Source organism: Pontibacterium sinense (assembly GCF_015209595.1).
Classification (GTDB): Bacteria; Pseudomonadota; Gammaproteobacteria; order Pseudomonadales; family Balneatricaceae; genus Pontibacterium; species Pontibacterium sinense.
Window position 1 is genome coordinate 1 of record NZ_JADEYS010000013.1, and the last position, 24,279, is coordinate 24,279.

Annotated in this window: 25 protein-coding genes; 17 read left to right on the plus strand and 8 right to left on the minus strand. The window is 50.2% G+C overall.

Going from position 1 to position 24,279, the window contains the following annotated elements:
- The first annotated feature begins 624 nt into the window (after window positions 1–624).
- From mobA to rfbB, 10 genes are all read left to right on the plus strand, one after another.
- A complete protein-coding gene (gene mobA / locus IOQ59_RS21635; RefSeq protein WP_193953813.1) occupies window positions 625–1,734 on the plus strand; it encodes a molybdenum cofactor guanylyltransferase MobA in 1,110 nt (369 codons plus the stop codon).
- A 429-nt stretch (window positions 1,735–2,163) separates the two neighbouring features.
- Window positions 2,164–3,285, plus strand: a complete 1,122-nt coding sequence (alr, locus tag IOQ59_RS13010) for an alanine racemase (protein WP_193953814.1) — start codon at window positions 2,164–2,166, stop codon at window positions 3,283–3,285.
- A gap of 19 nt (window positions 3,286–3,304) precedes the next feature.
- A complete protein-coding gene (locus tag IOQ59_RS13015) occupies window positions 3,305–4,093 on the plus strand; it encodes a putative hydro-lyase (protein WP_193953930.1) in 789 nt (262 codons plus the stop codon).
- Between the two features lie 74 nt (window positions 4,094–4,167).
- Window positions 4,168–4,902: a 5-oxoprolinase subunit PxpA gene (locus IOQ59_RS13020; RefSeq protein WP_193953815.1), complete on the plus strand. Its 735-nt coding sequence runs from the start codon at window positions 4,168–4,170 to the stop codon at window positions 4,900–4,902.
- On the plus strand, window positions 4,899–5,585 hold the full coding sequence (gene pxpB, locus IOQ59_RS13025; RefSeq protein ID WP_193953816.1) for a 5-oxoprolinase subunit PxpB: 687 nt from the start codon (window positions 4,899–4,901) through the stop codon (window positions 5,583–5,585). Before IOQ59_RS13020 ends, pxpB begins: the two co-directional genes overlap by 4 nt.
- Window positions 5,575–6,531: a 5-oxoprolinase subunit C family protein gene (locus tag IOQ59_RS13030; protein WP_193953817.1), complete on the plus strand. Its 957-nt coding sequence runs from the start codon at window positions 5,575–5,577 to the stop codon at window positions 6,529–6,531. The genes pxpB and IOQ59_RS13030 overlap by 11 nt, the downstream gene beginning before the upstream one ends.
- Before the next feature lie 28 nt (window positions 6,532–6,559).
- Window positions 6,560–7,435 carry a DUF4392 domain-containing protein gene (locus IOQ59_RS13035; RefSeq protein WP_193953931.1) on the plus strand — a complete coding sequence of 292 codons (876 nt, stop codon included), beginning with the start codon at window positions 6,560–6,562 and terminating at the stop codon, window positions 7,433–7,435.
- Between the two features lie 106 nt (window positions 7,436–7,541).
- Window positions 7,542–8,399, plus strand: coding sequence for a D-amino acid aminotransferase (locus IOQ59_RS13040; RefSeq protein ID WP_193953818.1), 858 nt, complete (start codon window positions 7,542–7,544; stop codon window positions 8,397–8,399).
- A gap of 505 nt (window positions 8,400–8,904) precedes the next feature.
- A complete protein-coding gene (locus IOQ59_RS13045) occupies window positions 8,905–9,387 on the plus strand; it encodes a Crp/Fnr family transcriptional regulator (RefSeq protein WP_193953819.1) in 483 nt (160 codons plus the stop codon).
- A 147-nt stretch (window positions 9,388–9,534) separates the two neighbouring features.
- Window positions 9,535–10,542, plus strand: coding sequence for a dTDP-glucose 4,6-dehydratase (rfbB, locus tag IOQ59_RS13050; RefSeq protein WP_193953820.1), 1,008 nt, complete (start codon window positions 9,535–9,537; stop codon window positions 10,540–10,542).
- Window positions 10,543–10,658: 116 nt separating this feature from the next.
- Here the strand turns inward: rfbB and IOQ59_RS13055 are convergent, their stop codons facing one another.
- Entirely contained in the window at window positions 10,659–10,871 is a 213-nt protein-coding gene (locus tag IOQ59_RS13055; RefSeq protein WP_193953821.1) for a hypothetical protein, read from the minus strand.
- 363 nt (window positions 10,872–11,234) lie between these two features.
- Between IOQ59_RS13055 and IOQ59_RS13060 the strand changes: the two genes are divergently transcribed.
- Window positions 11,235–11,678, plus strand: a complete 444-nt coding sequence (locus tag IOQ59_RS13060; protein WP_193953822.1) for a MarR family winged helix-turn-helix transcriptional regulator — start codon at window positions 11,235–11,237, stop codon at window positions 11,676–11,678.
- A 158-nt stretch (window positions 11,679–11,836) separates the two neighbouring features.
- Here IOQ59_RS13060 and IOQ59_RS13065 read toward each other — a convergent pair whose 3' ends face one another.
- Window positions 11,837–13,369 carry an aldehyde dehydrogenase family protein gene (locus IOQ59_RS13065; RefSeq protein WP_193953823.1) on the minus strand — a complete coding sequence of 511 codons (1,533 nt, stop codon included), beginning with the start codon at window positions 13,367–13,369 and terminating at the stop codon, window positions 11,837–11,839.
- 385 nt (window positions 13,370–13,754) lie between these two features.
- Between IOQ59_RS13065 and IOQ59_RS13070 the strand changes: the two genes are divergently transcribed.
- A complete protein-coding gene (locus tag IOQ59_RS13070) occupies window positions 13,755–14,189 on the plus strand; it encodes a VOC family protein (protein WP_228050891.1) in 435 nt (144 codons plus the stop codon).
- A 391-nt stretch (window positions 14,190–14,580) separates the two neighbouring features.
- Here IOQ59_RS13070 and IOQ59_RS13075 read toward each other — a convergent pair whose 3' ends face one another.
- From IOQ59_RS13075 to IOQ59_RS13085, 3 genes are all read right to left on the minus strand, one after another.
- The gene (locus IOQ59_RS13075) at window positions 14,581–15,132 is read right to left on the minus strand and encodes an outer membrane beta-barrel protein (RefSeq protein WP_193953824.1); all 552 of its coding nucleotides are present in this window, start codon (window positions 15,130–15,132) and stop codon (window positions 14,581–14,583) included.
- Between the two features lie 297 nt (window positions 15,133–15,429).
- Window positions 15,430–16,803 (minus strand): molecular chaperone, encoded by a 1,374-nt coding sequence (gene yegD, locus IOQ59_RS13080; RefSeq protein ID WP_193953825.1) that lies wholly within the window; start codon window positions 16,801–16,803, stop codon window positions 15,430–15,432.
- A gap of 110 nt (window positions 16,804–16,913) precedes the next feature.
- On the minus strand, window positions 16,914–17,441 hold the full coding sequence (locus IOQ59_RS13085) for an RNA methyltransferase (RefSeq protein ID WP_193953826.1): 528 nt from the start codon (window positions 17,439–17,441) through the stop codon (window positions 16,914–16,916).
- A gap of 185 nt (window positions 17,442–17,626) precedes the next feature.
- Here IOQ59_RS13085 and IOQ59_RS13090 point away from each other — a divergent pair, with 185 nt between their 5' ends.
- Window positions 17,627–17,956: a hypothetical protein gene (locus tag IOQ59_RS13090; RefSeq protein WP_193953827.1), complete on the plus strand. Its 330-nt coding sequence runs from the start codon at window positions 17,627–17,629 to the stop codon at window positions 17,954–17,956.
- 73 nt (window positions 17,957–18,029) lie between these two features.
- On the opposite strand, the gene IOQ59_RS13095 is transcribed toward IOQ59_RS13090, so the two are convergent.
- Window positions 18,030–19,226 carry an MFS transporter gene (locus IOQ59_RS13095; protein WP_193953828.1) on the minus strand — a complete coding sequence of 399 codons (1,197 nt, stop codon included), beginning with the start codon at window positions 19,224–19,226 and terminating at the stop codon, window positions 18,030–18,032.
- Between the two features lie 651 nt (window positions 19,227–19,877).
- Here IOQ59_RS13095 and IOQ59_RS13100 point away from each other — a divergent pair.
- The gene (locus IOQ59_RS13100; protein ID WP_193953829.1) at window positions 19,878–20,939 is read left to right on the plus strand and encodes a hypothetical protein; all 1,062 of its coding nucleotides are present in this window, start codon (window positions 19,878–19,880) and stop codon (window positions 20,937–20,939) included.
- Between the two features lie 21 nt (window positions 20,940–20,960).
- Here IOQ59_RS13100 and IOQ59_RS13105 read toward each other — a convergent pair whose 3' ends face one another.
- Together IOQ59_RS13105 and IOQ59_RS13110 are read right to left on the minus strand one after the other, a co-directional pair.
- Entirely contained in the window at window positions 20,961–21,536 is a 576-nt protein-coding gene (locus tag IOQ59_RS13105; RefSeq protein WP_228050892.1) for an NnrU family protein, read from the minus strand.
- A gap of 92 nt (window positions 21,537–21,628) precedes the next feature.
- Window positions 21,629–22,630 (minus strand): permease, encoded by a 1,002-nt coding sequence (locus tag IOQ59_RS13110; RefSeq protein WP_228050893.1) that lies wholly within the window; start codon window positions 22,628–22,630, stop codon window positions 21,629–21,631.
- Between the two features lie 131 nt (window positions 22,631–22,761).
- Here IOQ59_RS13110 and IOQ59_RS13115 point away from each other — a divergent pair, with 131 nt between their 5' ends.
- From IOQ59_RS13115 to msrA, 3 genes are all read left to right on the plus strand, one after another.
- On the plus strand, window positions 22,762–23,064 hold the full coding sequence (locus IOQ59_RS13115; protein ID WP_193953831.1) for an ArsR/SmtB family transcription factor: 303 nt from the start codon (window positions 22,762–22,764) through the stop codon (window positions 23,062–23,064).
- Between the two features lie 106 nt (window positions 23,065–23,170).
- Window positions 23,171–23,620 (plus strand): peptide-methionine (R)-S-oxide reductase MsrB, encoded by a 450-nt coding sequence (gene msrB, locus IOQ59_RS13120; protein WP_193953832.1) that lies wholly within the window; start codon window positions 23,171–23,173, stop codon window positions 23,618–23,620.
- A gap of 3 nt (window positions 23,621–23,623) precedes the next feature.
- Window positions 23,624–24,163 carry a peptide-methionine (S)-S-oxide reductase MsrA gene (gene msrA / locus IOQ59_RS13125; protein ID WP_193953833.1) on the plus strand — a complete coding sequence of 180 codons (540 nt, stop codon included), beginning with the start codon at window positions 23,624–23,626 and terminating at the stop codon, window positions 24,161–24,163.
- Window positions 24,164–24,279: the final 116 nt, after the last annotated feature.

Here is a 24,279-nt window from a genome sequence, read left to right on the forward strand (position 1 = left end):
TGAAACAGCAAACTGAATATGTACCTCAAATGACCTAATCAATCACTTGAGGCACATATGGAGAGATGGTATCTACAGGGCTAAGTTGTTGGGGCTGATGTAAGTGCTCTGCCTATCAGCAGCGTTAGGTTAATAGACGCGTAGTGATGCCCCGCATTTGTGCCTGCTATCAGGTTGAGTGTTGGGTATCGCGTTGCTCGACCCAACCTACAGGGTAGCAATGCTTAATGTCGGTTGGAGCGAGCGCAGGTAATTTCCAGCAGGTGTCTTCCACTTCTGTGATCTGTGCTTCGCTCGTTTGCGCAACGTTCTGTGTTGGGTATCGCGTTGCCTGGCCCAACCTACGAGGCTGTAATGCTTAATGTTGGTTGGGACGAGCGTAGCGATTCCCAACATCTATCTCCCAATTCAGCGACCCGCGTCTCGCTCGTTTTCCCGCAGTACCCATCCGTTCCGCCAAATTGGTCCTAACCTTAATCGTTGTCGTTAATACACTGATTAATCAGGTAAATATGGCAAATCGAAATTCAGCGTTATATTTAGAGTATTCAGGCTTTTAGTCGAGGTGTCGTTCAGGTACTTTGGCTAGCTTTGTTTCCGTTCGGTCGATCAGGAGTGCGCCACATGTCAGAGTTGAACAAATACGCCGAGAAGGTGACCGCGGTCATTCTGGCCGGTGGTATGGCACGCCGTATGGGAGGAATGGATAAAGGTTGGGTGGAACTCAGCGGAAAACCGTTGATCAGCCATGTACTGGAAACAATCCGGCCTCAGGTTGGTCGTTGTCTGATTAATGCCAATCGCAGTATGGACGCGTACAGTGCATTAGGGATGCCTATTGTTAGTGATCTGGAAGGGGATTTTCAGGGGCCATTGATGGGGATGGCAACCGGCTTGCATCATGCTCCCACGGACTGGGTGATGTTTGTACCTTGTGATACGCCTTCGCTGCCGGATGATCTGGTCAACCGGATGTTGAAGATGGCTGAAGCATCGGGTGCAGAGATTGCTGTCGCGAATGACGGTAATCGTATGCAGTCGGTTGTTGCGCTGATGCGTCGTGAACTACTGAGTAGTTTGCAAACGGCTCTTAAAGAGGGCGAGCGTAAAGTTGATCGCTGGTACGGTCAGCATAAAGTGGTCGAGGTCGACTTTTCCGATAAACCGGATGCATTTGTCAATGTGAATAGCCGCGATGAACTGGCGGAGTTGCAGCAGATGCCAGCGCTGCTCGGGTTTGTGGCGTGGAGTGGTACAGGCAAAACCACCTTGTTTCGAAAGTTGATCCCGTTGCTAAAAGAGCAGGGGGTACGTGTGGGTGTGATTAAGCATGCTCACCATAAGTTTGATATTGACCACCCCGGTAAAGACAGTTACGAATTACGTAAATCCGGCGCAGATCAGATGTTGATTAGCTCCCACACCCGCTGGGCTTTGATGGTGGAGGAGGATCAGGGGGATTATCCTTCCTTTGCCCGCATGTTAAGTCGCATGGATCACTCAACTCTGGACTTGGTGCTGGTTGAGGGTTTCAAGCGCGAAGCGATCCCAAAAATTGAACTGCATCGTACAGTGTTGGAGAAAGATCTCATTCATCCAACCGATGACAGTGTTATCGCAATTGCTGCGGATAGGCCATTAGCCCTTCAGCGAGAGATACCACAGCTGGATATCAATGATGAAACGGCGGTATTGCAGTTTGTGTTGGACTACTTGGCGGAGCAGCAACGCTAGGCATATTCGGCAGGTGTTCTGAGCGCTAGCTATTCTAGGGCGTCGGTATCTCTGAGAGGAGAACCGGCGTTTTTCCGTTTTAGGGAACGTGATTCGGTCTTTTTTACTCCAAAATAAAGTGGTTTGGACAATTGGCCCAACGCCGATTTGTCTGTTGGTCCTTAGTGGGGCTCCTTGTGCTTTTCTATAGTGCATGTCTGGGTCGGTTTTGTGGGCCTTTTTGTGCCGTTAGTGGTTTATGTTGGTGCAAGTCGTTGTAAGAAACTTTGGTTTTGGGGTTTTATCCTGTTTGAGTTTTCTTAACGAAAATTAATCCTGAAAAATGCAGTGAAAACGCAGCTATTTTTCTGGTTTGGGTATTGGGTATCAGTACAATATTCGGTTCGGGTTTTATTTGCTGCCCGATGTGCTGCTAAAGAGGAATGTTGAATGTTCTACCGTGACACCTGGGTCGAAGTCGATCTGGATCGTATCGCCGAAAACGTAAGCAATATTAAACGCCATGCGGGGTTTGAAAACCTTTATGCCGTGGTGAAAGCGAATGCGTATGGTCATGGTGACGTTGAAGTAGCCCGTGCAGCACTGGATGCCGGTGCCAACATGCTGGCCGTCGCCTTTCTGGATGAGGCGCTGAATCTGCGTCGTGAAATTAGAGACGTTCCGGTATTGGTGATGGGCCCGATTCGCCCAGCCGATATTGCAGTTGCTGCAGAACAGAATATTGATGTAACGGCCCACGATCTGAACTGGATCGAAGCCGCTGCGGGTTATCAGGGTGTACCTGCAAACGTGCATCTGAAAATTGATAGTGGCATGCATCGAATTGGTGTGACCAATGCAGAAAGCTTTGCCAAAGCCTGCAGCATGCTAGATGCGGAAACGAACCTGAATCTGATCGGTTTGTTCACGCACTTTGCGACCGCCGATGGCTGTGTTGATCACTACCAGAATCAGATCGATAAAGTGAAAGCGATTACGGCTGATACTGATCTGAGTCGCTTCAAATACGTGCACCAGTCCAACAGCGCTGCCTTGTTGCGTCATCCGCAGCAGACGGCGGCAAATGGTGGTCGCCTTGGTATCTCCATGTATGGACTGGCACCGAGTGATGAGTTCGAACTGCCATGCGAACTGAAGCAGGCATTTTCTCTGCACAGCCGTATTACCCAGGTTAAACGTCTGAAGGCGGGTGACAAAGTGGGTTATGGCGCGACATTCGAAGCAGAAGAAGACATGTTGGTCGGCGTGATGCCAATCGGTTATGCCGATGGCTGGTTGCGCTACCATCAGAATCGTCCTGTTGAGATCAACGGGAAAGAATACCCAATCGTTGGACGTGTGTGCATGGATCAGACCATGATTCGCGTTGACGAGAGCGTGTGTGTCGGTGATCAGGTCAGCCTGATCAATGACAACATTACTGTTGATAACGCCGCTCAGGATCTGGGCACCATCAACTACGAGATCGTTTGTTCCATCTCTGACCGTGTGCCACGTGTTTATAAACGTGGTGGTGAGACCGTATCTGTACGCAACGATCGATTTAAATAAGGAGCCGTTAAAGATGGTCATGAATACTGAAATGTCTCCGGTAGAACTGCGTCGCGCAGTGCGTTCCGGCGAATTTACAGGCAACACCTCCGGTGTGGCGCAGGGTTTCGTACAGTGCAATCTGGCGATCCTGCCGGCTGACTGGGCGAATGAATTCCTGCAGTTCTGCCAGCTGAACCAGAAACCGTGTCCGCTGGTGGGTATGTCCGCACAGCCGGGCGATACCGGCATTCTGGCGCTGGGCGAAGATCTGGATATCCGTACCGATGTGCCGAAATACCGCATCTTTAAGGACGGTGAATTCGCACAGGAAGTCGATGATATTCGTGACTACTGGCGTGATGATCTGGTGACCTTTGCTTTGGGTTGCTCATTCTCTTTTGAAGAAGCACTGATTGCTGATGGTCTGGATGTGCGTAACGTCACCGAAGGTGTGAACGTTCCGATGTACCGCACCAACGTGGCCTGCAAACCAGCGGGTCGTTTCAGCGGTGATACGGTTGTCTCCATGCGTCCAATGAAACCGGTTGATGCGATCCGTGCGATCCAGATCTGCAGCCGTTTCCCATCTGTACACGGCGCACCGATTCACTTTGGTGATCCTGCGCAGATCGGCATCTCAGATATCAATACGCCGGATTACGGCGATGCCGTGACCATTAAAGACGGTGAAGTTCCTGTGTTCTGGGCGTGTGGTGTAACACCACAGGTCGCGCTGGAACAGGCTAAACCACCGTTCTGTATCACTCACAGCCCGGGTCACATGCTGGTGACCGATCTGCCAAACAGCCGTCTGGCCGTGCTCTGAGTTCTGAATACGTATTAAGTGAGTAAGCGGTCTGGAACGCGCAACGTCCGGACCGGTTACAGAGGATTATAAGAATGACAATAAAACTGAACTGCGATCTTGGTGAAAGCTTTGGTGCCTGGACAATGGGTCTGGACGCCGCTGTGATGCCCCACATTGATCAGGCAAATATTGCCTGTGGTTTCCATGCCGGTGATCCACTGGTAATGCAGCGCACACTGGCGCTGGCGAAAGAGAACAATGTCACCGTGGGTGCACATCCGGGTTATCAGGATCTGGTCGGTTTTGGTCGTCGTTCTATGAATTGTCAGCCAGCGGAAATTGTTGCACTGATGCATTACCAGATCGCTGCGCTGGACGGCATGGCCCGTACGCAAGGTCTGGAACTGACCTACGTTAAACCGCATGGCGCACTGTACAACGACATGATGGCACGCGACGACGTTCGCGCCGCTGTGATGCAGTCTATTGCTGAATACCACCGCCCAATCGCGTTGATGTTGCAGGCAACACCGCAGGGTGACCAGCACCGTGCCGAAGCGAAAGACACAGGCATTGAAGTGTTGTTCGAAGCTTTTGCCGACCGTTGCTATGACGATGACGGCAAACTGCTGGCCCGCAGCAAGCCGGGTGCGGTGCATGACCGTGAAAAGATGCTGGCTCAGGTTGAACAACTGTGCAGTGAAGGCACAGTGACAACGGTCAGTGGTAACACCCTGAAAATTGATGCGGATACGCTGTGTGTACACGGTGACAACGAAGCCGGTGTGCGTGCGATCGAAGCGATTCGCGGAGTGATTGAAGCATGAGAATAGAGGTTGCAGGCGAAAATGCCCTGATCCTCTATCTGGGTGAACACGGTGAGCCGGGTGTGGCAAACCGGGTTGAACAGGCTTCCCGACTGCTGAAGCAGGAACTGGGTGAGAAGCTGATTGATCTGGTGCCTTCATACGCCTCTGTATTGCTGATTTTTGATATGTTCCGCTGCGATCATCTGGACGTACGTCGGGGTATCCGCAAGGTGATGGCTAATCTGTCCGATGAATCATCCGAGCAGGGTCGTATCGTGACGCTGCCGGTGTATTACGGTACAGACTCCGGTGAAGATCTGGAGCAGTTGGCACGTAATGCGAAGCTGACCATCGACGAAGTGATCCAGATCCATCAGGCCGGTGAATACCGCGTGTATGCCATCGGCTTTGCACCGGGTTTTGCGTATCTGGGTGATGTGGATGAGCGCATTGCTGCGCCGCGTCTGTCGACACCTCGCCAGCGTGTGCCGCGCGGCGCTGTGGCGATTGCTGATCGTCAGACCGCCATCTATCCGGCGGTTTCTCCGGGTGGTTGGAATTTGATTGGACGTTGCCCGCAGCGCATGTTCGATCCAGACGCACAGCCAACGATGCCGGTAGAAGTCGGTGATCGCGTGCGTTTCGAAGCGATTAGCCGCAACGATTTTTTTGAACTGGGAGGCAGCTTAGATGACGCATAACAATGCTCAAACTCAAGGCTTCCGAGTTCGTCAGCCGGGCCTGATGACGTTGATTCAGGATGCCGGTCGATTTGGTAAACACGGCATTGGTCTGACATGTGGTGGGCCGTTGGATGCTGAAGCGTTCAGCTGGGCTAACCGCCTGTGTGATAACAGCACTGACGTCACCGCGCTGGAAGTCAGCTTTGGCGGATTGATTCTGGAAGCTCAGATCAACACTCGTATTGCAGTGACCGGTGCTGAACTGCCATTGAGCATCAACGGTCAGGCAAAAGAGCAATGGCGCAGTCATGCCATTAATGCCGGCGATGTGATTGAGCTGGGTTATGCCACCGCAGGTTGCCGCGCGTATCTGGCAGTTGCAGGTGGATTCCATATCGAACATAGCTTTGGCAGTGCCGCAACCGTCACGCGTGAATCCATTGGTGGGTTGAACGGTGGCAAGCTGGCACCCAATGATTTTCTGCCGTGTACCGCTGCATCGGCGAACGGTTGTCTGGTCCTGCCGGAACAGCACCGTCCGACCTATGACAAGCGTGCACATCTGCGTGTGATTCCGGGTTATCAGAAACATGCGTTCAGTGATCTGCAAATGGCGCGCTTTTTCAGCAGCGAATACCAGACGACGGATCGCAGTGATCGCATGGGATATCGCGTCAGCGGACCTGAGATCAAGCCTTCACTGGATGGCATCTTGTCTGAAGGGATCTGTCACGGTGCGATTCAGGTGCCTGCAGACGGTCAGCCGATCATTCTGCTGAACGACCGTCAGACGATTGGTGGCTACCCGAAACTGGGTTCTATGTTGTCGTTGGATACCGCGAAGCTGGCGCAGATGACGCCGGGCGCAACCCTGACATTTGAAGCCATCACCATTGATGATGCCCACAATTTGCACCTGCTGACCCAACGCCGCAACGCGGTGATTGAACCGCTGGCCTGCTAAGAATAATAACTGGAGTACCTTCGTGAATATGAAACAGGAAATTACCCCCCAGTCCCAGATGCAAGAAGCGATGAAGCTTAGCCTGGCGATTGAAGAACTGTTGGTATCCCGTGACCTCCGTGGCATGAAAACAGTGCAGGGCATGATGTTGCCAGGTTACTGCTTGCGTGCAGCGATGATGATGCAGCAGTGCACAGGTACGGTATTGATTGGTACTGGTTTCCCAGTTGCAGGTACATTTGAGACTGATGGCCCTGTGGGTGCGATCTCTTTGTACCGTGCATTCGAAGCCTGCGGTGCGACACCAATCATGGTGTGTGGCGACCCACTGGCAACTGAACTGGCGACTGACTACCGCATCCACAAACTGCCAATTGGTGAGATGGATCTGGAAGCACGCCTGACGGTTGCAGATGAGGTGCTGGAACAGTACAAGCCGCAACTGGTGATCTCTATTGAGCGCCCAGGACAAGCTGAAGATGCGGGTTATTACAACATGCGCGGTGAATCAATCACTCCGCATTCCGCAAGCTTCGATGAGATTATGAAAGAAGCCGGTTGCCCATCCATTGCGATTGGCGACGGTGGTAACGAAATTGGCATGGGTAACGTTCGCCCGGCACTGCGTTCTCTGGATATTACGCCAGCAGTGACCCGTTGCAGCGAACTGGTTGTCGCTGATGTATCCAACTGGGGTGGCCATGCACTGGTTGCACTGATGGGTTGGTTGGAAGGAAAAGACCTGCTGTCTGATTTCGACAACGTAGCGATTCTGCAGTACCTGTCTGAACGTGGCAGTGTTGACGGTGTTACCCGTGACAACACCCTGACAGAAGACAGCCTGCCTGCCGCCGATGGCGAAGCGATGTTGCTGGAATTGCGTAAGTTAACTGGATTTGCATGATTAATCGCACGCACTGCGGCCTGCGGAGTGCGTGATTAAGTTTATCGATAGGGTGGTGAAGTGAGGGGACTCACGGTTTGAAGCCACCGATGGTTTGGAGTTTGTTATGAGTATTGTTTTTTTAAACGGATCCTACATGCCAATGGACGAAGCGAAGATCTCGCCGATGGACCGTGGCTTTTTGTTTGGTGATGGCATCTATGAGGTGATCCCTTCTTACGATGGCAAACTGGTTGGTTTCGCTCCACACATCGAGCGTATGGATCAGGGCATGGACCTGATCGGCATTAAATTTGGCTACTCTCAGGATGAATGGCGCGCAGTCTGCGAAAACCTGATTGAAAAGAATGGCGGCGGCAACCTGGGTATCTACCTGCACGTGTCCCGCGGTACTGATAGCAAGCGTTTCCACGCGTACCCAGAAGATGTAGAAGCGACTGTATTTGCATTCGTATTCGAAATTCCAGCTGCGCCTGTTGCTGATAAAGCAGTTGCTAAAGCATACAAAGTATCCAGCACCGAAGATCTGCGCTGGAAACGTTGCAACATCAAATCGACTGCACTGCTGGGCAACGTTATGCACTTCCAGCAGGGTTATGAGTCTGGCAACAACGAAATCATTTTGTACAACGCTGACGGTGAAATGACCGAAGGTAGTGCATGCAACGCATACATCGTTAAAGATGGCGTTGTGATCACGCCTCCGCTGGATCACCAGATCCTGCCGGGTATCACCCGTCTGATGCTGCTGGATATCCTGGCGAAAGATGGCTCTATCAAAGTTGAAGAGCGCATCGTGACTATGGATGAAGTTCGCAACGCGGACGAAATCTGGCTGACCAGCTCCAGTAAAGAGATCGCTCCGGTTGTAGAACTGGACGGCCAGCCTGTCGGCGACGGCCAGATCGGTGCAACTTGGGAAAAAGCCCAGGCTCTGTACTCTGCTGGTAAGTACAACTACTAAGCACGTCGATTTATCGACATAGCGAATTCGGATGACAGCCTTACCGGGCTGTTATCTGTCCCTTCTTACCTTACAAGTGGTAAGACCCAGCGTTTATTTTCGGCTTCGGGTGGCGTTGCGCAGATCCACCAGTCATTCGAAGCTCAGTTAAACGTGCTCGCTCAAACGGTTTACGGATGAACCGCACTCATATAGAGGGGCTTTATAGCCCCTCTTTTTTTATCTGTTTTTTGGGTTTCGTTTCGTAAATATGATTGAAACACCGTGCAGAATGGACTTCGCCTTCATTGAAGGTAGTTAGCCAGCTTGCAGTATGAAGGGCGGCCCTGCATCGGTATGCAGGCGTATCCCAGCATCGAATATTATTGATGAATGGTTGATCTGACATACCAGATAGCAATATATCAATGGGTTAGTCGACCTTCTGGCTATCTACGGCAGCTTGCCATAGTGCTACGATTATATTGACTATACTTGGTAGCGCTTCCGGCTAAGGGATCGAGCTATGCAACAACAGACGTACGCAGAACTAAAAAGCCAATTTCCGCTAACTTACTGTCGTGATCTGGCGATGTTTGGTGCGCTCTCCGATGAAAGCCTCACCTATCTTCTGGAGCAGGGAAACCTGATTCACTGCGCCCCCGGCGATAAGATTTACTCTGCTAACGACACCTCCGAATCCTTTTATATCATCATCAGTGGCGGCACACGTTTCCATAAAGCCAAAGAGGTCTGCGGTCAGATGGTGGAATTGCGTTACTACAAACCCGGCGAGCAGGTGGGTTTTGTCGGTATGATCGGCCTGCAAAAACGTCACGGTAACCAAGTGATGGAAGACGATGGCTATCTGCTGGAGATTCCAGCTGAGTTATTTCACCACTTTTGCGAGAAATTTCCTGAAGAGTTTAAGATCCTGATGATCAACGTCACTCGTGAAATGAGCCGTGAAATCTCTGATCTGGATACGATGTGTACCGAATATAAGTGATTTACCATCTATAACGCGGAAATAGGATGGGGCGTTTGCTCTTTTTCATTCTCAGCTCAGCTTCCCTTATCCGCGATATGGCTTCTTCCTCTGTTTCCGTATTGGTAAAATCGGTGTTTATCTTATCTATGCGGAGCTGCAATCTGAATGCAGATTCTTGTTACGGGCGGCGCCGGTTTTATCGGTAGCGCGCTGGTTCGCTATATCCTTACTCAAACCGATCATTCTGTTATTAACGTCGACATGCTTACCTATGCGGCCAATACCGACGTCCTGATCGAGTTTGCAGCTTTTGAAAAGCATCATTTCGTGAAAGCGAATATTTGTGACTCTCATGAAATGTCAGGCGTTTTTGAACGGTATACACCCGATTGCGTGATCCATTTGGCGGCAGAGACCCACGTAGATAACTCGATTGGCGGTCCGGACATTTTTATTCAGACGAATGTGGTGGGGACGCAGACGCTACTGGAGCTTTCGCGGAGTTATTGGTTGGGGTTAGAAGGGCGGCAGAGAGAACGCTTCCGCTATCTACAAGTATCAACCGATGAAGTTTATGGTGATCTGGGGCGTGATGGGGGATTGTTTAACGAATCCAGCTCCTATTGCCCGAGTTCGCCGTACTCTGCCAGTAAAGCGGCCGCCGATCATCTGGTTCGTGCCTGGGGTCGTACCTATGGCTTGCCAGTGCTAGTGACATGTTGCTCCAACAATTATGGTCCTTATCAGCATGATGAGAAGCTGATTCCGCTGATGATCAAGCAGGCGTTAGCCGGCAAGCCGCTGCCTATATACGGCGACGGTCAGCAGGTTCGTGACTGGTTATACGTGGATGATCATGCCGCTGCATTGATACACGTGCTGGAGAAGGGCACGCCAGGAGAGACATATAACGTTGGCGCTAATAACGAACATAACAATTTAGAACTAGTGCGGCGTATTTGTTCGGTGTTAGAAGACAAGATACCGGATAAACCGCGTGGCGTGTGTCGCTATGAGGATTTGATTACGTTCGTTGAAGATAGACCGGGACACGATCATAGATATGGTTTGGACACGCATAAAATCCATAACGCGTTAGGGTGGTTGCCTGAGATTGGTTTCGATGAAGGTTTGAGCAACACGATCGACTGGTATCTAGAGGTTTTACGCTGAACACCTGAATTGGTTTGAGCGTATTAAATGTCGCAGGTGTGCTTGGCGTAAGGATCAAAACGATCCCTCGCTAGAGGAATCGTTTTGAAGGGGAGATGTTGCAAAGAGTTCAGGCCTTAGTGGGAACCAGCGTACAGGTCCACATTGTAAGGGTGAGTTGGAATGTTCGCGTCATCAACTACAACTTCTTCAGAAGAAGCAAAGTGAGAAGCTGTTTCAACCTGAATACCATCGCCGAAGTGACTTTCCTGAGTGCTTGCAACAGCAACAGAAGCGGAACCAGCGAAGATAGCAGAAGCCAGTGCGAATACAGTTACGATGTTTTTCATGTGTGTGTCCTCAAATATAAATTATGTAAAACTTTCAGTTCGATCGGATCGGGATGATTAATCAGTCTCTGCGCTGCAACTTCATCGGTTCGTTTTGTGAGCTCTATCTGCTGAGTACTGAGTTGTTCTGCCTGACTCATACCCGATAGAGAAAACAACAGTGCCGAAATCATTAGCGATGCTTTCTTGATGTACATACATAACCTCTGAAGTCGTAGTTGAGATTAAGGATCATCCTGATAGAATTTAATGGTGGCGAGCAATTAACTTGTGCGCAACCAACTTGAGAGCAATCTTACTTGTCATTTAGATTGCGCGCAATATAATTGTGTACATATTAAAATAATAATTCGGGATAACGATATGAGCCAAGAGAATAACGACGCGTCATTGTGTATTGAAAATCAGAGCTGCTTTTCACTGTATAGTGCGGCGAATGCGATGGTGCGGTCGTATAGAACAGCTTTGCTAGATCTGGATCTGACCTATCCACAATATCTGGCGATGATGGTGCTGTGGGCTGAGGATGGCATCAGTGTTAAGGCGCTTGGGGAGAAGGTCCATATGGATTCCGGTACCACCACGCCATTGTTAAAACGTTTGGAAGGAAAAGGGCTGCTTGAACGTGTGCGCTGTAAACAGGATGAGCGTTCCTGCCTGTTACAGCTGACAGATGAAGGAAAGTCACTGAAGTCGCGGGCTCAGGAGATTCCTAAATCCATGGCGTGCCAGTCTCCACTGACTCAAGAAGAGTCCGACCAGCTAAAAGCCTTATGCGATAAGCTGCGTCTGAAGATTAGCGCATAGTCATTGGCGCATTCTTCGACGCAGAGAACAAAAAAGGGGACTGAATTGAATTCACTCCCCTTTTTTGTGTGTGTTGGGAATTGCTGTGCTCATCCCGACCTACATCGTATCTGTGTAGGTTGGTGACGAGCGAAGCGATTCCCAACATTCACTTCAGATCAGCTTGCCACGCAGCTACGCACAGAGCTATCTGCAGGCTTTGCTTCCGCTGGTTTGTTACCGCGAGGATCAACCACACGTACGGTAGCCACTTTGTTCTGGGTGAAGAAGTCGATCGCATCTTTACCCTGAACCTTGTTGTTACCAACCAGAGAGCCTTTGATACCGCCAAACGGCAGGTAGGGGTGCGGTGCACAGATACCGACGTTTACGCCGACCATGCCGACATCAGCTTCATTGATGAATTTTTCGGTATAGAACGCGTTTTGGGTAAAGATGACCGCGCCGTTACCCATATCATGGTTTTTGATCATGCGTAGCGCACCGTCGATGCAACCCACTTTCATCACGCTCAGCACCGGACCGAAGATCTCTTCACGGGCGATCTGCATGCAGGGGGTGACATCAGTGAATACGGTGGGCCCAACGAAGTAACCGTCCTTGTTTGCATCCGCGATGTCCGGATTACGACCGTCCAGTGCCAGCGTTGCACCTCCTTCTACACCGATATTGATGTAGTTTTCGATCCGCTCTTTCGCGTTTGCGGAGATGACCGGACCCATAAATACATCCGGGTCCATGGCATCACCCACACTGATGTTTTTAGAGGCTTCCAGCAGCCGCTCGACAAATTCGTCGTAGATTTCCGGTACCACAGCGATATTGGATACTGCCAGACAACGTTGTCCCGCAGAGCCGTAACCGGACATCAGGATGTTCTCGATCATCAGGTCCATTGGTGCATCTTCCATCGCAACAAGGAAGTTTTTTGCGCCGCCCAATAGCATGGTTTTTTTGCCGCCGCGACCACAACCTTCAGCGATTGCTTTTGCCGTTGGCGTAGAGCCGACCAGGCATACGCCCGCTACATTGTCATCGTCGTACCAGGCTTCAACGGTTTCACGGTCACCGTGTACGATGTTTACAACACCTTCAGGCAGGCCAACATCAACCATCAACTGCATCATCTTCTGCATGAACAGTGGCGATTCGGTGGATGGTTTGTACACGAAGGTGTTGCCGGTACCGATGGCGAATGGGATGAACCAGCCAAATACCAGCGCCGGGAAGTTGAACGGTGCGACACCGCAGAACACACCCAGTGGCGCTTTAATCAGGCGGCCGTTGATGTTGTTGGCGATGCCCTGAACCGTCTCACCCTGAATCAGTGCTGGAATGGTGCATGCCATCTGCAGGATCTCGATTACACGACCCACTTCACCGCGTGCTTCGGCGATGTGTTTGGCCTGATCAATCGCGATTGCCTCTGCCAGAGGCTCCAGGTTGTCCTGCATCGCACGATACATCTGGAAGATGTAATCCATACGTTTTGGCAGCGGTGTGGCGCTCCACGCAGGGAATGCTTCAGCTGCAGCAGCAACCGCTGCACGGGAGGTTTCCGGAGAAGACAGCGGTACTTCTCCAATCACTGCACCGGTGGAAGGATTACGCAGCGGCTCGTACTGACCGTTGCTTTCATCTACCCAGACGCCGTTGATGTGGTTTTTTATTTTGATGTAAGGGGTCGTCATGAATCGGTTCCTGTTTATCGGATTAGGCCCTAGAAGAGGTTGTGATAGCACTCTGGTTCGCGGCGTGGCTCGTATTCGTGGCAACACTTAGCAGGTATCGGGCCCGTAAAGTGTGGTATCGGATATCGTAATCACCGCTAGCCCTTGCGCAGCAAAACAACGTTATGCCTCACAAGTCGGGTATTGGGATCTGGATCACAGACACCAATACCCGCAGAGCACTAACAGAACCTCTCCAAAGGCTCAGGGCTTTTTAGCTCATGGGATCACTATAAATTCGAGGCTAATATGATCTATAGACCCAACCCGTTCATGATGTGTGGTTCCAGCCTGAAGGCCTCTTGGTTGGGCGGTTTTGGGATATATGATCAAATAGGATGATTGGATGGAACGAGGGAGCTACAAAGATGAGGTTACGATGAAAGAGATTACCGGAATCAACCATGTGGGGTTAAGGGTGACGGATCTGGATGTTGCCCGTGGCTTTTACGAAAAACTCGGATTTGTATTTATTGTGGGTCCAGTGGGCCCGGAACCCGTGGCGGTGATGGAACATCCATCAGGCATTAATATCAACTTCATTCTGAATGGCTCCGAATCGAAGACATTGAATGTATTGATGGATGTCCCTGAAAAATATACAGGTTTCACCCATATCGCGCTTGAAGTCACAGATTTGCAAGCGGCTCAGGCGTATCTTGAATCGATCAATTACACGATTACCGAAGGGCCTATCGTTACACCGGATGGCGCTTCGTTTATCTTTGTCCGTGATCCCGATGACAACGTGATCGAGTTTCATCAGACGACTGCTAGTTAAAGTATTTGCCTGCACTGCACTGCGAATAGCGTTGCTATGTAATATTGGTGATCGGGTAGATTCTTGGGCTTTTATTTATCCTCTGAGTGCCTCAGATGGCGTTTCCCCCGGTGATACTTCTATAAGAGCAATGATGAAAAACGTGAAGGTGAACACTGAATACATACGACACATCAACAAGGAGATGGTGTTATTTCAGATAATCTAGATTAGAAGCTGAGTCTAGAGAATGTCGTATGGACCAGTCATTTTTCGCCGTTTTACGTTCATCGTATTTTTCACAGTATTGCCGGTGAAACGGTGCCCAAGATGATTAGATCACTGCAAAGTGCTTAGGGCACTAGGTGATTTTCAGATTGCTGCTCCCACTTATAAGTGGGAGCTATAAGCGTTAGAAGTTAATTGTCACACCTGCAGTAAGTAAGTCTACGTCTTCAGTATCAAGCTCGAAGCGCTCGAACTCACCTCTGAAGGTAACTCGTTCATAGGTATAACTTAGACCTAAACCGTAATTTACATCGGTATTATCATCACTGGCGTTGAAGCCATTAGTCGAGGAAAAATCTGCGTCCCATGAATGAAAGCCCAGCGATGCATACAAATCGAAGCCGTCCCCAAAAGGAGCCATCATCAATAATCTTGCACCCACTCCATCCGCATCAACCGTGCCTGTATCAACACCATCAGTCACACTAGCTTCACCAAAATCCACATAGAAAGCTTCTACTGCATAGTTTGGGGTGAACCGATAGCCTACGTTTGCTTTGTACCCCGTATCATCATCGTCAACACTCCCCCCCGCCGAAGCGACTGCAGCTTTGTCCTCAGAGGATACCATCACCTTACTGTTACCGACTGAACCACCTATATAAAACCCTTCCGCACTTGCTACAACCGGCGACAAGGCAAGAAGAAAGCTTGTACCTAAAACTGCTTTATTCATACGCCCAATTTCCTATTTATTGTGTTGTTTTTGGTTCTGGTAAGGTAGTTCAATGTTTAGCGGAGTACATATAAGAATATTTCCTATTTTTTTGGGGGCGTGCCTCTGCTGATTCGTCCAGCGGTAGCTCGTCGGCCAGGAGTCGGGCTTGAGCATCAACCCGCGTCAGTGGAACGGGTGAACACCCAATAAAGCTGAGAAGCATTGGCTGAGTTTTGTCTTGGGGAGAGCCGGAAGAGCGCTAGCGCGTGAAGCAGGGAATTCCGGCGAAGATCAGGGTATCTCAAAATTACGGTTTTAACGGTAGATCTTTTCCGCCCACTGAGTCAGACCTGCGGTCACACTGCCAAAGTGATCGCCATCGACGACGGGGATATCACCTAACTTGCGTGCAATGGCTTCACGCACAACCGGTGACTTTGCGGTGCCGCCCGTGACGTAGATCAGGTCAGGCTGGCACTGTGCCTGTGTCAGCGCTTCGCTCATCAAATCAACGATTTTGGATACTGGACGTTCTACCGCCTGTTCGTATAAATCTGTGCCGATGCGCTGGGTTAGGTCTTTGTCGATATAGCCTAAATCAACATCGTATTCAGCCTGATCCGACAGCTTTATTTTGGTCTGCTCGGCGCTGCGCACCAACTGATAGTTCTGCTTATGCTCTTGGAGTTGCAGCAAACGACCCAGTTTATGTGGCTCTTGTGCATCACGCTGTAGCTGCTCCATCAGCTCGATATTCTGCATGGAGTTAAACTCTGTTTGCGCCGGGATATCGTTGACCGATACCGCATTCCAGTAGGGCTGTGTTGGCAGTGGGCGACCGCTTTTAAGCTGACCTCCCAAGCCAAATACCGGCATCAGGCCTTTGTAGGCGAGATTGATATCCAGATCATTACCACCTACACGGGAACCACTGTGACCGAGGAAATCGTCTTTTCGCTCTGCCTTTACACGATGATCCGGCCCCATACGCACCACGGAGCAGTCTGTGGTACCACCGCCAACGTCGACCACCAGTACGGTTTTATTGTCCGTCAGATCGGATTCGAAATTGATACCTGCGGCTAGCGGTTCGTACAGAAGCTCAACGGATTCGAAACCTGCACGGGCTGCCGCACGGTGCAGAATTTCACTGGCTTGTCGGTTGGAGTCTTCACCGCCGGTACCCTGAAAATTGACCGGACGGCCGATGACGGTATGACGAATCTTTCCATCCAGATTGCGTTCAGCGGCTTTTTTAATCTCACACATCATCGCACTGACAATATCTTCGAAGAACGCCAGGTGTTCTGCACGCAATCCACTTACACCCAAAAATGATTTGGGTGATTTGATGAAATATCCCTCTTCAGGCAGATCGATATAGTTCTCGATGGCGGCTTCGCCGACAAACAGGGTCTGTTCACCGGATTGGATATCGTGTTCGCGTCGGGATGCGGCCGCCATCCGCAACTGATTAGCGCGCTCAGCCATATAGCGTTCACGCAGCACCGGGTTTTCAATCTGTTTTGCCACGGCTTCACAGATCAATTCACGTGACAGGGCGTACAGGGTTGAGGGCAAAAAACGCTGGTCGCCATGGAGTGGCAGCAGTTCAATACCTGAAGGAGAGGTGGTATTTAGAACGCCAATGGCGCAATTGGAGCTTCCGTAATCGAATCCGGCGATCATGGTTGTGAGAAATCCGCAGAACAAAAATGGCCGCGCACGGTAGCATATTCGTTCGGCAAATGGGAGGGCTGCGGACTACGTTGGGGACCCCGGGTGAGTTGATTTATAGATCAGGCGTTTTCCAGGACTGGTGTCGTCACTTTCACTTTATTGTTGGTATCGCGGCTGGCACGGATCAAGTCATCACCGGCAATACTCATCTCTGATTTAGCCAGTCTGTCATACAGGAGCACATTGACTGAAGCTGCTAGATTCAGGCAACCAATGGTCGGGACGTAGACTACGGCATCAGCCTGATCAATGATGTCTTGAGTAATCGTGCCATCTTCTGGCCCAAAGATATAAAAGGCGTTTTCAGGGTGTTCAAACTGGGGTAGGGGCGTCGCGCCTTCAACCAGATCAACACACACCACCTTTGCACCTTCTGGAATACTATCGAGCAGTGAAGGTGTGCCTGTTAGCGGAATACTGAGCGTACGATTTTTAGTATCGGTATGAAAACGTGCCGCTTTGTCGTAGCGCTCGCCCGTGTAGAAAACAGCATTTGCCTGAAAGCACCCCGCAGCGCGCATCACCGCTCCCACGTTTGTCGGACTTTTTGGATTACTTAAACCTATGCTGATTTGGGGCTTGCTCATTGTGCTGTCTCATTCACCGATAATGTCACGGGGGTGAAATATGAACGCTTTTACTGTCGCCGTAAACCGTTAGTTAGCGTGATCGTCCTGAATTTAAATCCATTTACAGCCTTTGTATCGCTGTCTATACCTGATTAAAGAAGCAGCCATTTCTATTTTCCCGCCTGACGTTATCAGGAGGCACTATGAATACCAAAATTGTTGAGGTAGTTGAAAAACTACGTACCAGTGGAGAGGATGCTGGGATGCACTGCGATCTGTCGAGTTCGTCAGTGAAAAACGTAAAAACGCCGATCCCAACCGAACTGTATGACCAGCTCAGAACGATGGAGTTGGTGTATAACAAAGATATGAGCTGTATCGCAGCAGAATTGTTGGAAGTGGCGTTCCGCGAAGCACTGGAATGCTTTACCGAAGAGGAACTGGATCAATTAGAAACAGTGCGTAAATCTGTCGAGAAAGATGAGGTGCTCAGGCATCTGGAAGATCAGCGTTATGACGCTGGTTGTACTTGATTTGAACCCTCTTTTGCGATGTGGCGTATTCATTTGACAGGCCACATCGCAAAGCACCTTTAGTGCACGACTCTTAGCTGGTCTGATCCTGTAACAAGGGCTTGAAGTAAAGCATCCCCATCAGGGGGCCTGGTACAAGTATTAGAAAAAGCCACTGGTCAGGTAGTACACCCACCAATGCTTCCATCGCCTGCAGGCTTACGATCGAAATACTGAAACCGATACAGTTCACCATGGTCAATGCTGAACCGGCCAGCTGGGGCGGTGCATTGACCGCATTCAGTGCAGAAAATTGCGGGGAGTCACCCGCCACCGCGACACCCCAAATCACAAGTGCTAATAGAAAGGCTTCCACGGGCAGTAGAAAGATCAATGGTGATAACAGGCAACAGATCCCGGATACAGACAGCTGAATACCAGCTACCGGTGGCGGGCCTATGCGTGGCGTGAGCAAACCTCCTCCTGCGCACCCGATGCTACCGGCCGCGATAATCAGGAAGCTCCACAATGAGACCGGTAATGGGTCGATCTGGTGCCATTCCTGATAGGCGACAAGCCACAGTGGTACAAACGCCCAGAATGTATAGAGCTCCCACATATGGCCAAAGTAACCACAGGCGGATGCACGAAAATTCCGTTGTCGAAATGCGTCGATCAGCGCACGTGGATGCAGTTCACCCGCAACAGGGCGATTGGGACCATCTCCGAGCAGTGTCCAGATGATTAAGCCGCCGATGACCGCTGAAGCAGACGTAGTTTGAATCACTGTTTGCCACGGCCAGTCCTGTCCCAGCGCCCTTACCAAATGGGGGAATGCGGTGCCCAGTACTAGTGCGCCGACGAGAAAGCCCAGGGCCATTCCTAATCCCTTAGGATACCAGCTGACGGCTATTTTCATCCCGACGGGATAGATGCCTGCAAGAAAAAAGCCGACGAGAAAACGAGCAATCAGGACACCGGAGTACTGATCGCTGACCCAAACCACACTGTAGTTAGATAGTGCAGCCAGAGCACTGCTAATCATAAAGACCCGACTGGGAGCAAAGCGGTCGGCGATCGCAAGGGCGGCAAACGTGAAAGTGCCCACGATAAAACCCAATTGTACGGCAGTGGTGATATCTGCAGGTGTCTGACCATCGCCCAAGGCTTTGGCTAAGGAGGGCATAACCGCATTGGCAGCAAACCAGACGGACGATGCGAAAAGGGTCGATAGCGCCAGCAGGGGCAGCACGTGTAGCGGGGTGCGGTAATCGGATAATACCCTGTCCATTACATCCATTTGCCTGATAGTGAGTTTTTAAACGAGTTTTAGGTTCTACTACGCTCATTCTACCATGCGGGGTGGTCTCGGGAGGCCGGGGAAGTGGTGAGTAAAGGAAATAGAGGTGTAAAGCGGATGTTACAGTCATGAAAGGGATTTATTAGATAAGAATGTGTGTGTACAAAAATTCACCAGCAGTAACGTTATGTTTTTGTGCGGTTTTTAGGGAGCGGGATAAGTAAGTGCAAAAAAATGCAATCAAACAGCAAAATAATCCCAATTGTTAAGCTGGGTTAACGCTAGGGTTGAGACAAGCAGAAATTAAATGTGCATATCAACCTGAACCACTGTGCTATGCCTCCTGTGGTGAGAACCTAGGGTAAACGGAAGGACCGGTAGAGTGAGGGTGGAAGCGAAAATGGCTAAAGGTGATGTTGAGTCTGATTGTGAAGGTGCCAGGTATAGGTGCTTTCAAATAAAGTACCGATAGGGTGTGGGGCCGTTCCTGATGAACGGCGCGTAGAACCCCAATCTCCCTTCGACCTCACAGATCGTGTCACACCGGTGACGGGTGAGGCCGCAGTTGACTGCATGTCGATGCCGTCAGGTTACTTCGATTGTATCGGTTGATACGCAGTGTACTTATCGGGAATGGTGATCATGTTATTACTACAGTACTTGTTCCTGACGGTTATGGCTTCTTTTTCGGGGCGTCTATGCTCCGATGAGCGCCGTGTCATGATGTCAAAATGTGTACGGCACATTACGTTAGGTAAGGTGTTGCCGGGTGACTCTGTACATCGGATATTGTATTTCGATAATCCGACTGACCGACCACTCAAAGTTCGCAGTGTTCAGCTGACACCACCGCTCGTAGCCCATGATGTGACGCAAACCGTTGCTGCAGGGGGTGTCGGTGAATTCACATTGGGATTGGCAGATCAGCGTTCGTTAGGGCCTTATGGCGGAACAATAAAAGTTCACTTTTACGAAGACTCTGTTGCACCGGTTGAATTTACGGTAGATGGATTTTTTGTACCTCCTATCGAATTCAAACCGTACTCGGAGTTTTTCGTCGCAACAGATTTAGGGCACTCTGAGCAGGCAACCATCGAAATTATCAATCACCAGTCGCAGCCATTATTTATCTCGGACACGGAGCATGGGAGTAACCGCTTTGATGTAAACGTCGCTACGCTGGTGCCGGGTGAGCATTATGCGGTGACACTGACGTTAAGCGGTATTAAACCCGGGGCTAAACTCAGTGAGCCGGTTTATCTGAAGACCGGAGAGGGCGAAGGTGCGTCGATGACGCTGACGGCCAATACCTGGATTAGGGAGCGTGTTTATACCTTTCCTGAAAGAGTCGACATGAGCCGATTGCCACTGTCGCTCACTAAAGATCAGAAAATCGTAGATGCATTAACCCAGAGATTAATGGTGTACCGGAAAGGCAGTGGTGACTTTGAAATCACGGTGAGCACCGATTTAGACAATATCCAGATTCATTCTGAGCGACTTCCCGAAGGGGATCGCTACCAGTTGATGATTCGGTATTTGCCGGATAAAACTCAAGTCGGGGACTTCAGTGGTGAGGTGAAAATTCAGACGAATGATGATCAGATACCAGAGCTTTGCGTACCTATCAAAGGGTGTCTTTTTGCGCGAGATCGAAGGGCACAGCAGGAGCGACGGGATAAAAACAACAGGGGCCGCTCCTGACGTAGGTTAACGCCTTAACCGTTAACCGAATGGCGAGACGCCGATCAGCATGCGGTGGAGATGTAACGCAAAGACCACGTAAAGTCCGATACCGACAACCAGTGCAATCACATCGTTCATTGCCTTTTTAGGTGCGCTTGGCACAACGCGCTGTGGACGGCGCTTAAGCGAGATTCGCACCAGCACGGCCCAAATCAGAAAACTACCAAACAGCAAAATCTCAGCGACTCGACCGTTTACCAGCAGGTGGGATAAAGCCCACAGTTTGGTCGCAACCAGCATCGGGTGCTTGGTAATGGATTGGATCCGCCCAGGTAGGTAGGTGGCCAGCAGGAGAGGAAATACCGGCAGCATTAACAGCGCCACCAGATGCCCCATCCACTGTGGTGTAGTGTAAAGAAATTCAGAGGTCAGACGGGCTTCACCGTATCCCTTGATGATCAGCAAAAAGCCTGCCAGTGATATCAGGGCGTAGAGCGCTTTCCAGGTCAGTTCACCGACCTGTTTGGTGGTACGGTCACGCCATTGATGATTCACCACAGAAATCATGTGTGGGATAAAAAACAGTACCAGTCCGAGAATAAGCAGATCCATCATGCGGGTCCTTTGGTTTTGGGTCCCCCCTAGTATATGTGAACTAGAAGACAGATCTATTGCCCGGAGAAATAAACCTGTCTTTTTTGAACGACTTAAAACATGTAGTGGAAGAGAGCACCTGCCATTATCGCCATGCTAAAGATCACGATGAGGAAGGCGATAATCATCGGTGATTTGAACATCGATTTGAGCAGGATGACTTCAGTCAGGCTGGCGCCTGCGCTGCCAATGATTAATGCCATAATGGCTCCCATTCCCATCCCTTTGGTGGCGAGTACCGAGGAGAGAGGAATCACGGCTTCAGCTCGAATGTAGAGTGGCACGCCAATGACTGCTGCAACAGGAATGGCGAGTGGATTGTCTGCCCCCGCATATTGCGCAATCATGTCGGCAGGCATGAAACCATAAGTGAATGAGCCGATGGCAATGCCCAGCAGAAGGTAGGGCAATACCTTAGTGAACTGACTCCAGGTTTCTGCGCCGATCCTTTTCCAGCGATTATCGACGACTGGCAAGCTCGCCACGCCGTTGCATGAAACAGAGATGCTATCTGAACTGCCAGATCTTTCATCACTGACACTGCATGATGGCGCTGAAGATGAGGTCGGTTTTTCACTCCCGCAACCGGTATTTGCGGAGCAGCTTCCCACGGGTTTGTCTCCGAACACCTCAGGTCGAATGTATCGTGCGAAGTTTAGTCTCTCCAGCAGGTATCCGGCGACAACGGACACGCTTAAAGCAACGGTAGCGTATGCCAGTGTGACCTCTAGCCCAAATGTCGCGAGGAACAATCCGATAATGATTGGGTTGAGCAGCGGTGATGTGAATAGAAACACAACGGTGGGGCCAAATCCGGCCTTGGCTTTTAGCAGTCCGGTTAGCATCGGAATGGTCGAACAACTGCAAAATGGTGTAATCCCACCCAGGACTGCGGCAGAAAAGTAACCTTTACCACTTTTCGCGCTGAGGATGCCTTGTATTTTTTTTGCCGGGATAAATTCCTGCAGGACACCCACAATAAAGCTGATCACCAGAAATAGCGCCGTGAGCTCCACCCCAAGAAAGGCGAACATCCCCAGAGCATCGTTGAGCATAGAAATGAATTCGTTAGATATTTTATAATTCCATGTTTGTAGAAATATGGAATTATTCTGACTCAAGAGTCTTTGTGGCGTCAAGTTATTTCTAGTATTATCGAAATAAGAATGGCAGGAAGGAAGATGAAATGCAGATCGAAATCGCTGCAAAACGCCTGGCTGAATTGGGTCATGCCACCCGTCTGGAAATCTTTCGCTATCTGGTCAAAGGCGGTAAGACCGGTGTTCCGGTGGGAGAGATTCAATCGGCTTTAGGTGTACCAGGTTCAACGCTGTCCCATCATATTACACGGCTGGTGAATGTGGGATTGGTGGTCCAGCGTCGGGAAGGCCGTACATTATATTGTGTGCCTCAATATACGGAGTTGGATGCGCTGGTCGCTTTCCTGCAAGATGAGTGCTGCATCAACGAAACGACGGACAGTACATAAATTTTCAGTGATGAGTTGAGCAAAACAGTAAAAACGACGTCCAATGAATTGCCGCACGTGGTCTTGCATGTGCAGTTCTAGTTTGGCTTCGAGAAGGAGATGAACCATGTTGAAATGGGGTGATGTACTGGGGCTAGCCGACAACGGTAACCTGGCACCTGATCATAAAGTTGTTAAAACGGATGCAGAATGGCGCGCGCAATTGGCCCCGGATGAGTATCGTGTTACCCGCCAAAGTGGCACTGAGCGGGCGTTTAGTTCAGAGATGTGCAGTCTGTTTCAGCCCGGTATTTACGCGTGTGTTTGCTGTGGTACCCGCTTGTTTGATGCCAATGAAAAGTTTGAGTCCGGTACGGGGTGGCCGTCGTTTACCCAGCCACTGACGGACAATGTGATCGCCTATCATGGTGATAATTCGCTGGCGTCACGCCGCATCGAAACAGTCTGCAATACGTGTGATGCGCATTTGGGACATGTGTTTCCTGATGGGCCGGAACCGAGTGGATTACGTTACTGCATGAACGCAGTAGCGCTTAAGAAAGTAGAAGGACAGTGAGCCATGAGTAATAGCCAAACAGAGATTGCAACCTTTGGTGGTGGATGCTTCTGGTGTACTGAAGCGATCTTCCAAAACCTGCGTGGTGTAAAGACGGTGGCGAGTGGATACAGCGGCGGCCAGATTAAGAATCCGTGTTACCGCGAGATCTGCACCGGAACGACCGGCCACGCTGAAGTCATTCAAATAGAGTTTGATCCGGCGGTCATCAGTTATGAAGACCTGTTACGTGTTCACTTCGGCACCCATGATCCTACGACTCTGAACCAGCAAGGCGCGGATCGTGGCACGCAATACCGCAGTGTGATCTTGCCGCATGATACTCAACAGCAAGAAAGCGCAGAGAAAATTCGCGCGGAAGCACAGGCTGACTTTAGTGATGCAATCGTCACGACTGTTGAGCCGTTTCAGACATTCTACAAAGCAGAAGACGGACATCAGAATTACTATCAAGAGAACTCCGGTGCAGGGTATTGCCAGATGGTGATTAGTCCAAAATTACAAAAGCTCCGGGCCCGTTATAGCGATAAGCTGAATACCTGAGCTGCTGTACCGGGTCGACGTGTGAGGGTGGTCTATATCGGAAATAGATTCGACCCTCAAAAATTTTCTAATATGGAAAAGGAAGAACTGTTCATTAGTAATTTCGAAAGAACAAC

Excerpts from the sequence above, each read along its gene's own strand:
- mobA (WP_193953813.1), top strand. The coding sequence starts at position 625 with ATGTCAGAGTTGAACAAATACGCCGAGAAGGTGACCGCGGTCATTCTG.
- alr (WP_193953814.1), top strand. The coding sequence starts at position 2,164 with ATGTTCTACCGTGACACCTGGGTCGAAGTCGATCTGGATCGTATCGCC.
- IOQ59_RS13015 (WP_193953930.1), top strand. The coding sequence starts at position 3,305 with ATGAATACTGAAATGTCTCCGGTAGAACTGCGTCGCGCAGTGCGTTCC.
- IOQ59_RS13020 (WP_193953815.1), top strand. The coding sequence starts at position 4,168 with ATGACAATAAAACTGAACTGCGATCTTGGTGAAAGCTTTGGTGCCTGG.
- pxpB (WP_193953816.1), top strand. The coding sequence starts at position 4,899 with ATGAGAATAGAGGTTGCAGGCGAAAATGCCCTGATCCTCTATCTGGGT.
- IOQ59_RS13030 (WP_193953817.1), top strand. The coding sequence starts at position 5,575 with ATGACGCATAACAATGCTCAAACTCAAGGCTTCCGAGTTCGTCAGCCG.
- IOQ59_RS13035 (WP_193953931.1), top strand. The coding sequence starts at position 6,560 with ATGAAACAGGAAATTACCCCCCAGTCCCAGATGCAAGAAGCGATGAAG.
- IOQ59_RS13040 (WP_193953818.1), top strand. The coding sequence starts at position 7,542 with ATGAGTATTGTTTTTTTAAACGGATCCTACATGCCAATGGACGAAGCG.
- IOQ59_RS13045 (WP_193953819.1), top strand. The coding sequence starts at position 8,905 with ATGCAACAACAGACGTACGCAGAACTAAAAAGCCAATTTCCGCTAACT.
- rfbB (WP_193953820.1), top strand. The coding sequence starts at position 9,535 with ATGCAGATTCTTGTTACGGGCGGCGCCGGTTTTATCGGTAGCGCGCTG.
- IOQ59_RS13055 (WP_193953821.1), bottom strand. The coding sequence starts at position 10,871 with ATGAAAAACATCGTAACTGTATTCGCACTGGCTTCTGCTATCTTCGCT.
- IOQ59_RS13060 (WP_193953822.1), top strand. The coding sequence starts at position 11,235 with ATGAGCCAAGAGAATAACGACGCGTCATTGTGTATTGAAAATCAGAGC.
- IOQ59_RS13065 (WP_193953823.1), bottom strand. The coding sequence starts at position 13,369 with ATGACGACCCCTTACATCAAAATAAAAAACCACATCAACGGCGTCTGG.
- IOQ59_RS13070 (WP_228050891.1), top strand. The coding sequence starts at position 13,755 with ATGGAACGAGGGAGCTACAAAGATGAGGTTACGATGAAAGAGATTACC.
- IOQ59_RS13075 (WP_193953824.1), bottom strand. The coding sequence starts at position 15,132 with ATGAATAAAGCAGTTTTAGGTACAAGCTTTCTTCTTGCCTTGTCGCCG.
- yegD (WP_193953825.1), bottom strand. The coding sequence starts at position 16,803 with ATGATCGCCGGATTCGATTACGGAAGCTCCAATTGCGCCATTGGCGTT.
- IOQ59_RS13085 (WP_193953826.1), bottom strand. The coding sequence starts at position 17,441 with ATGAGCAAGCCCCAAATCAGCATAGGTTTAAGTAATCCAAAAAGTCCG.
- IOQ59_RS13090 (WP_193953827.1), top strand. The coding sequence starts at position 17,627 with ATGAATACCAAAATTGTTGAGGTAGTTGAAAAACTACGTACCAGTGGA.
- IOQ59_RS13095 (WP_193953828.1), bottom strand. The coding sequence starts at position 19,226 with ATGGACAGGGTATTATCCGATTACCGCACCCCGCTACACGTGCTGCCC.
- IOQ59_RS13100 (WP_193953829.1), top strand. The coding sequence starts at position 19,878 with ATGTTATTACTACAGTACTTGTTCCTGACGGTTATGGCTTCTTTTTCG.
- IOQ59_RS13105 (WP_228050892.1), bottom strand. The coding sequence starts at position 21,536 with ATGATGGATCTGCTTATTCTCGGACTGGTACTGTTTTTTATCCCACAC.
- IOQ59_RS13110 (WP_228050893.1), bottom strand. The coding sequence starts at position 22,630 with ATGCTCAACGATGCTCTGGGGATGTTCGCCTTTCTTGGGGTGGAGCTC.
- IOQ59_RS13115 (WP_193953831.1), top strand. The coding sequence starts at position 22,762 with ATGCAGATCGAAATCGCTGCAAAACGCCTGGCTGAATTGGGTCATGCC.
- msrB (WP_193953832.1), top strand. The coding sequence starts at position 23,171 with ATGTTGAAATGGGGTGATGTACTGGGGCTAGCCGACAACGGTAACCTG.
- msrA (WP_193953833.1), top strand. The coding sequence starts at position 23,624 with ATGAGTAATAGCCAAACAGAGATTGCAACCTTTGGTGGTGGATGCTTC.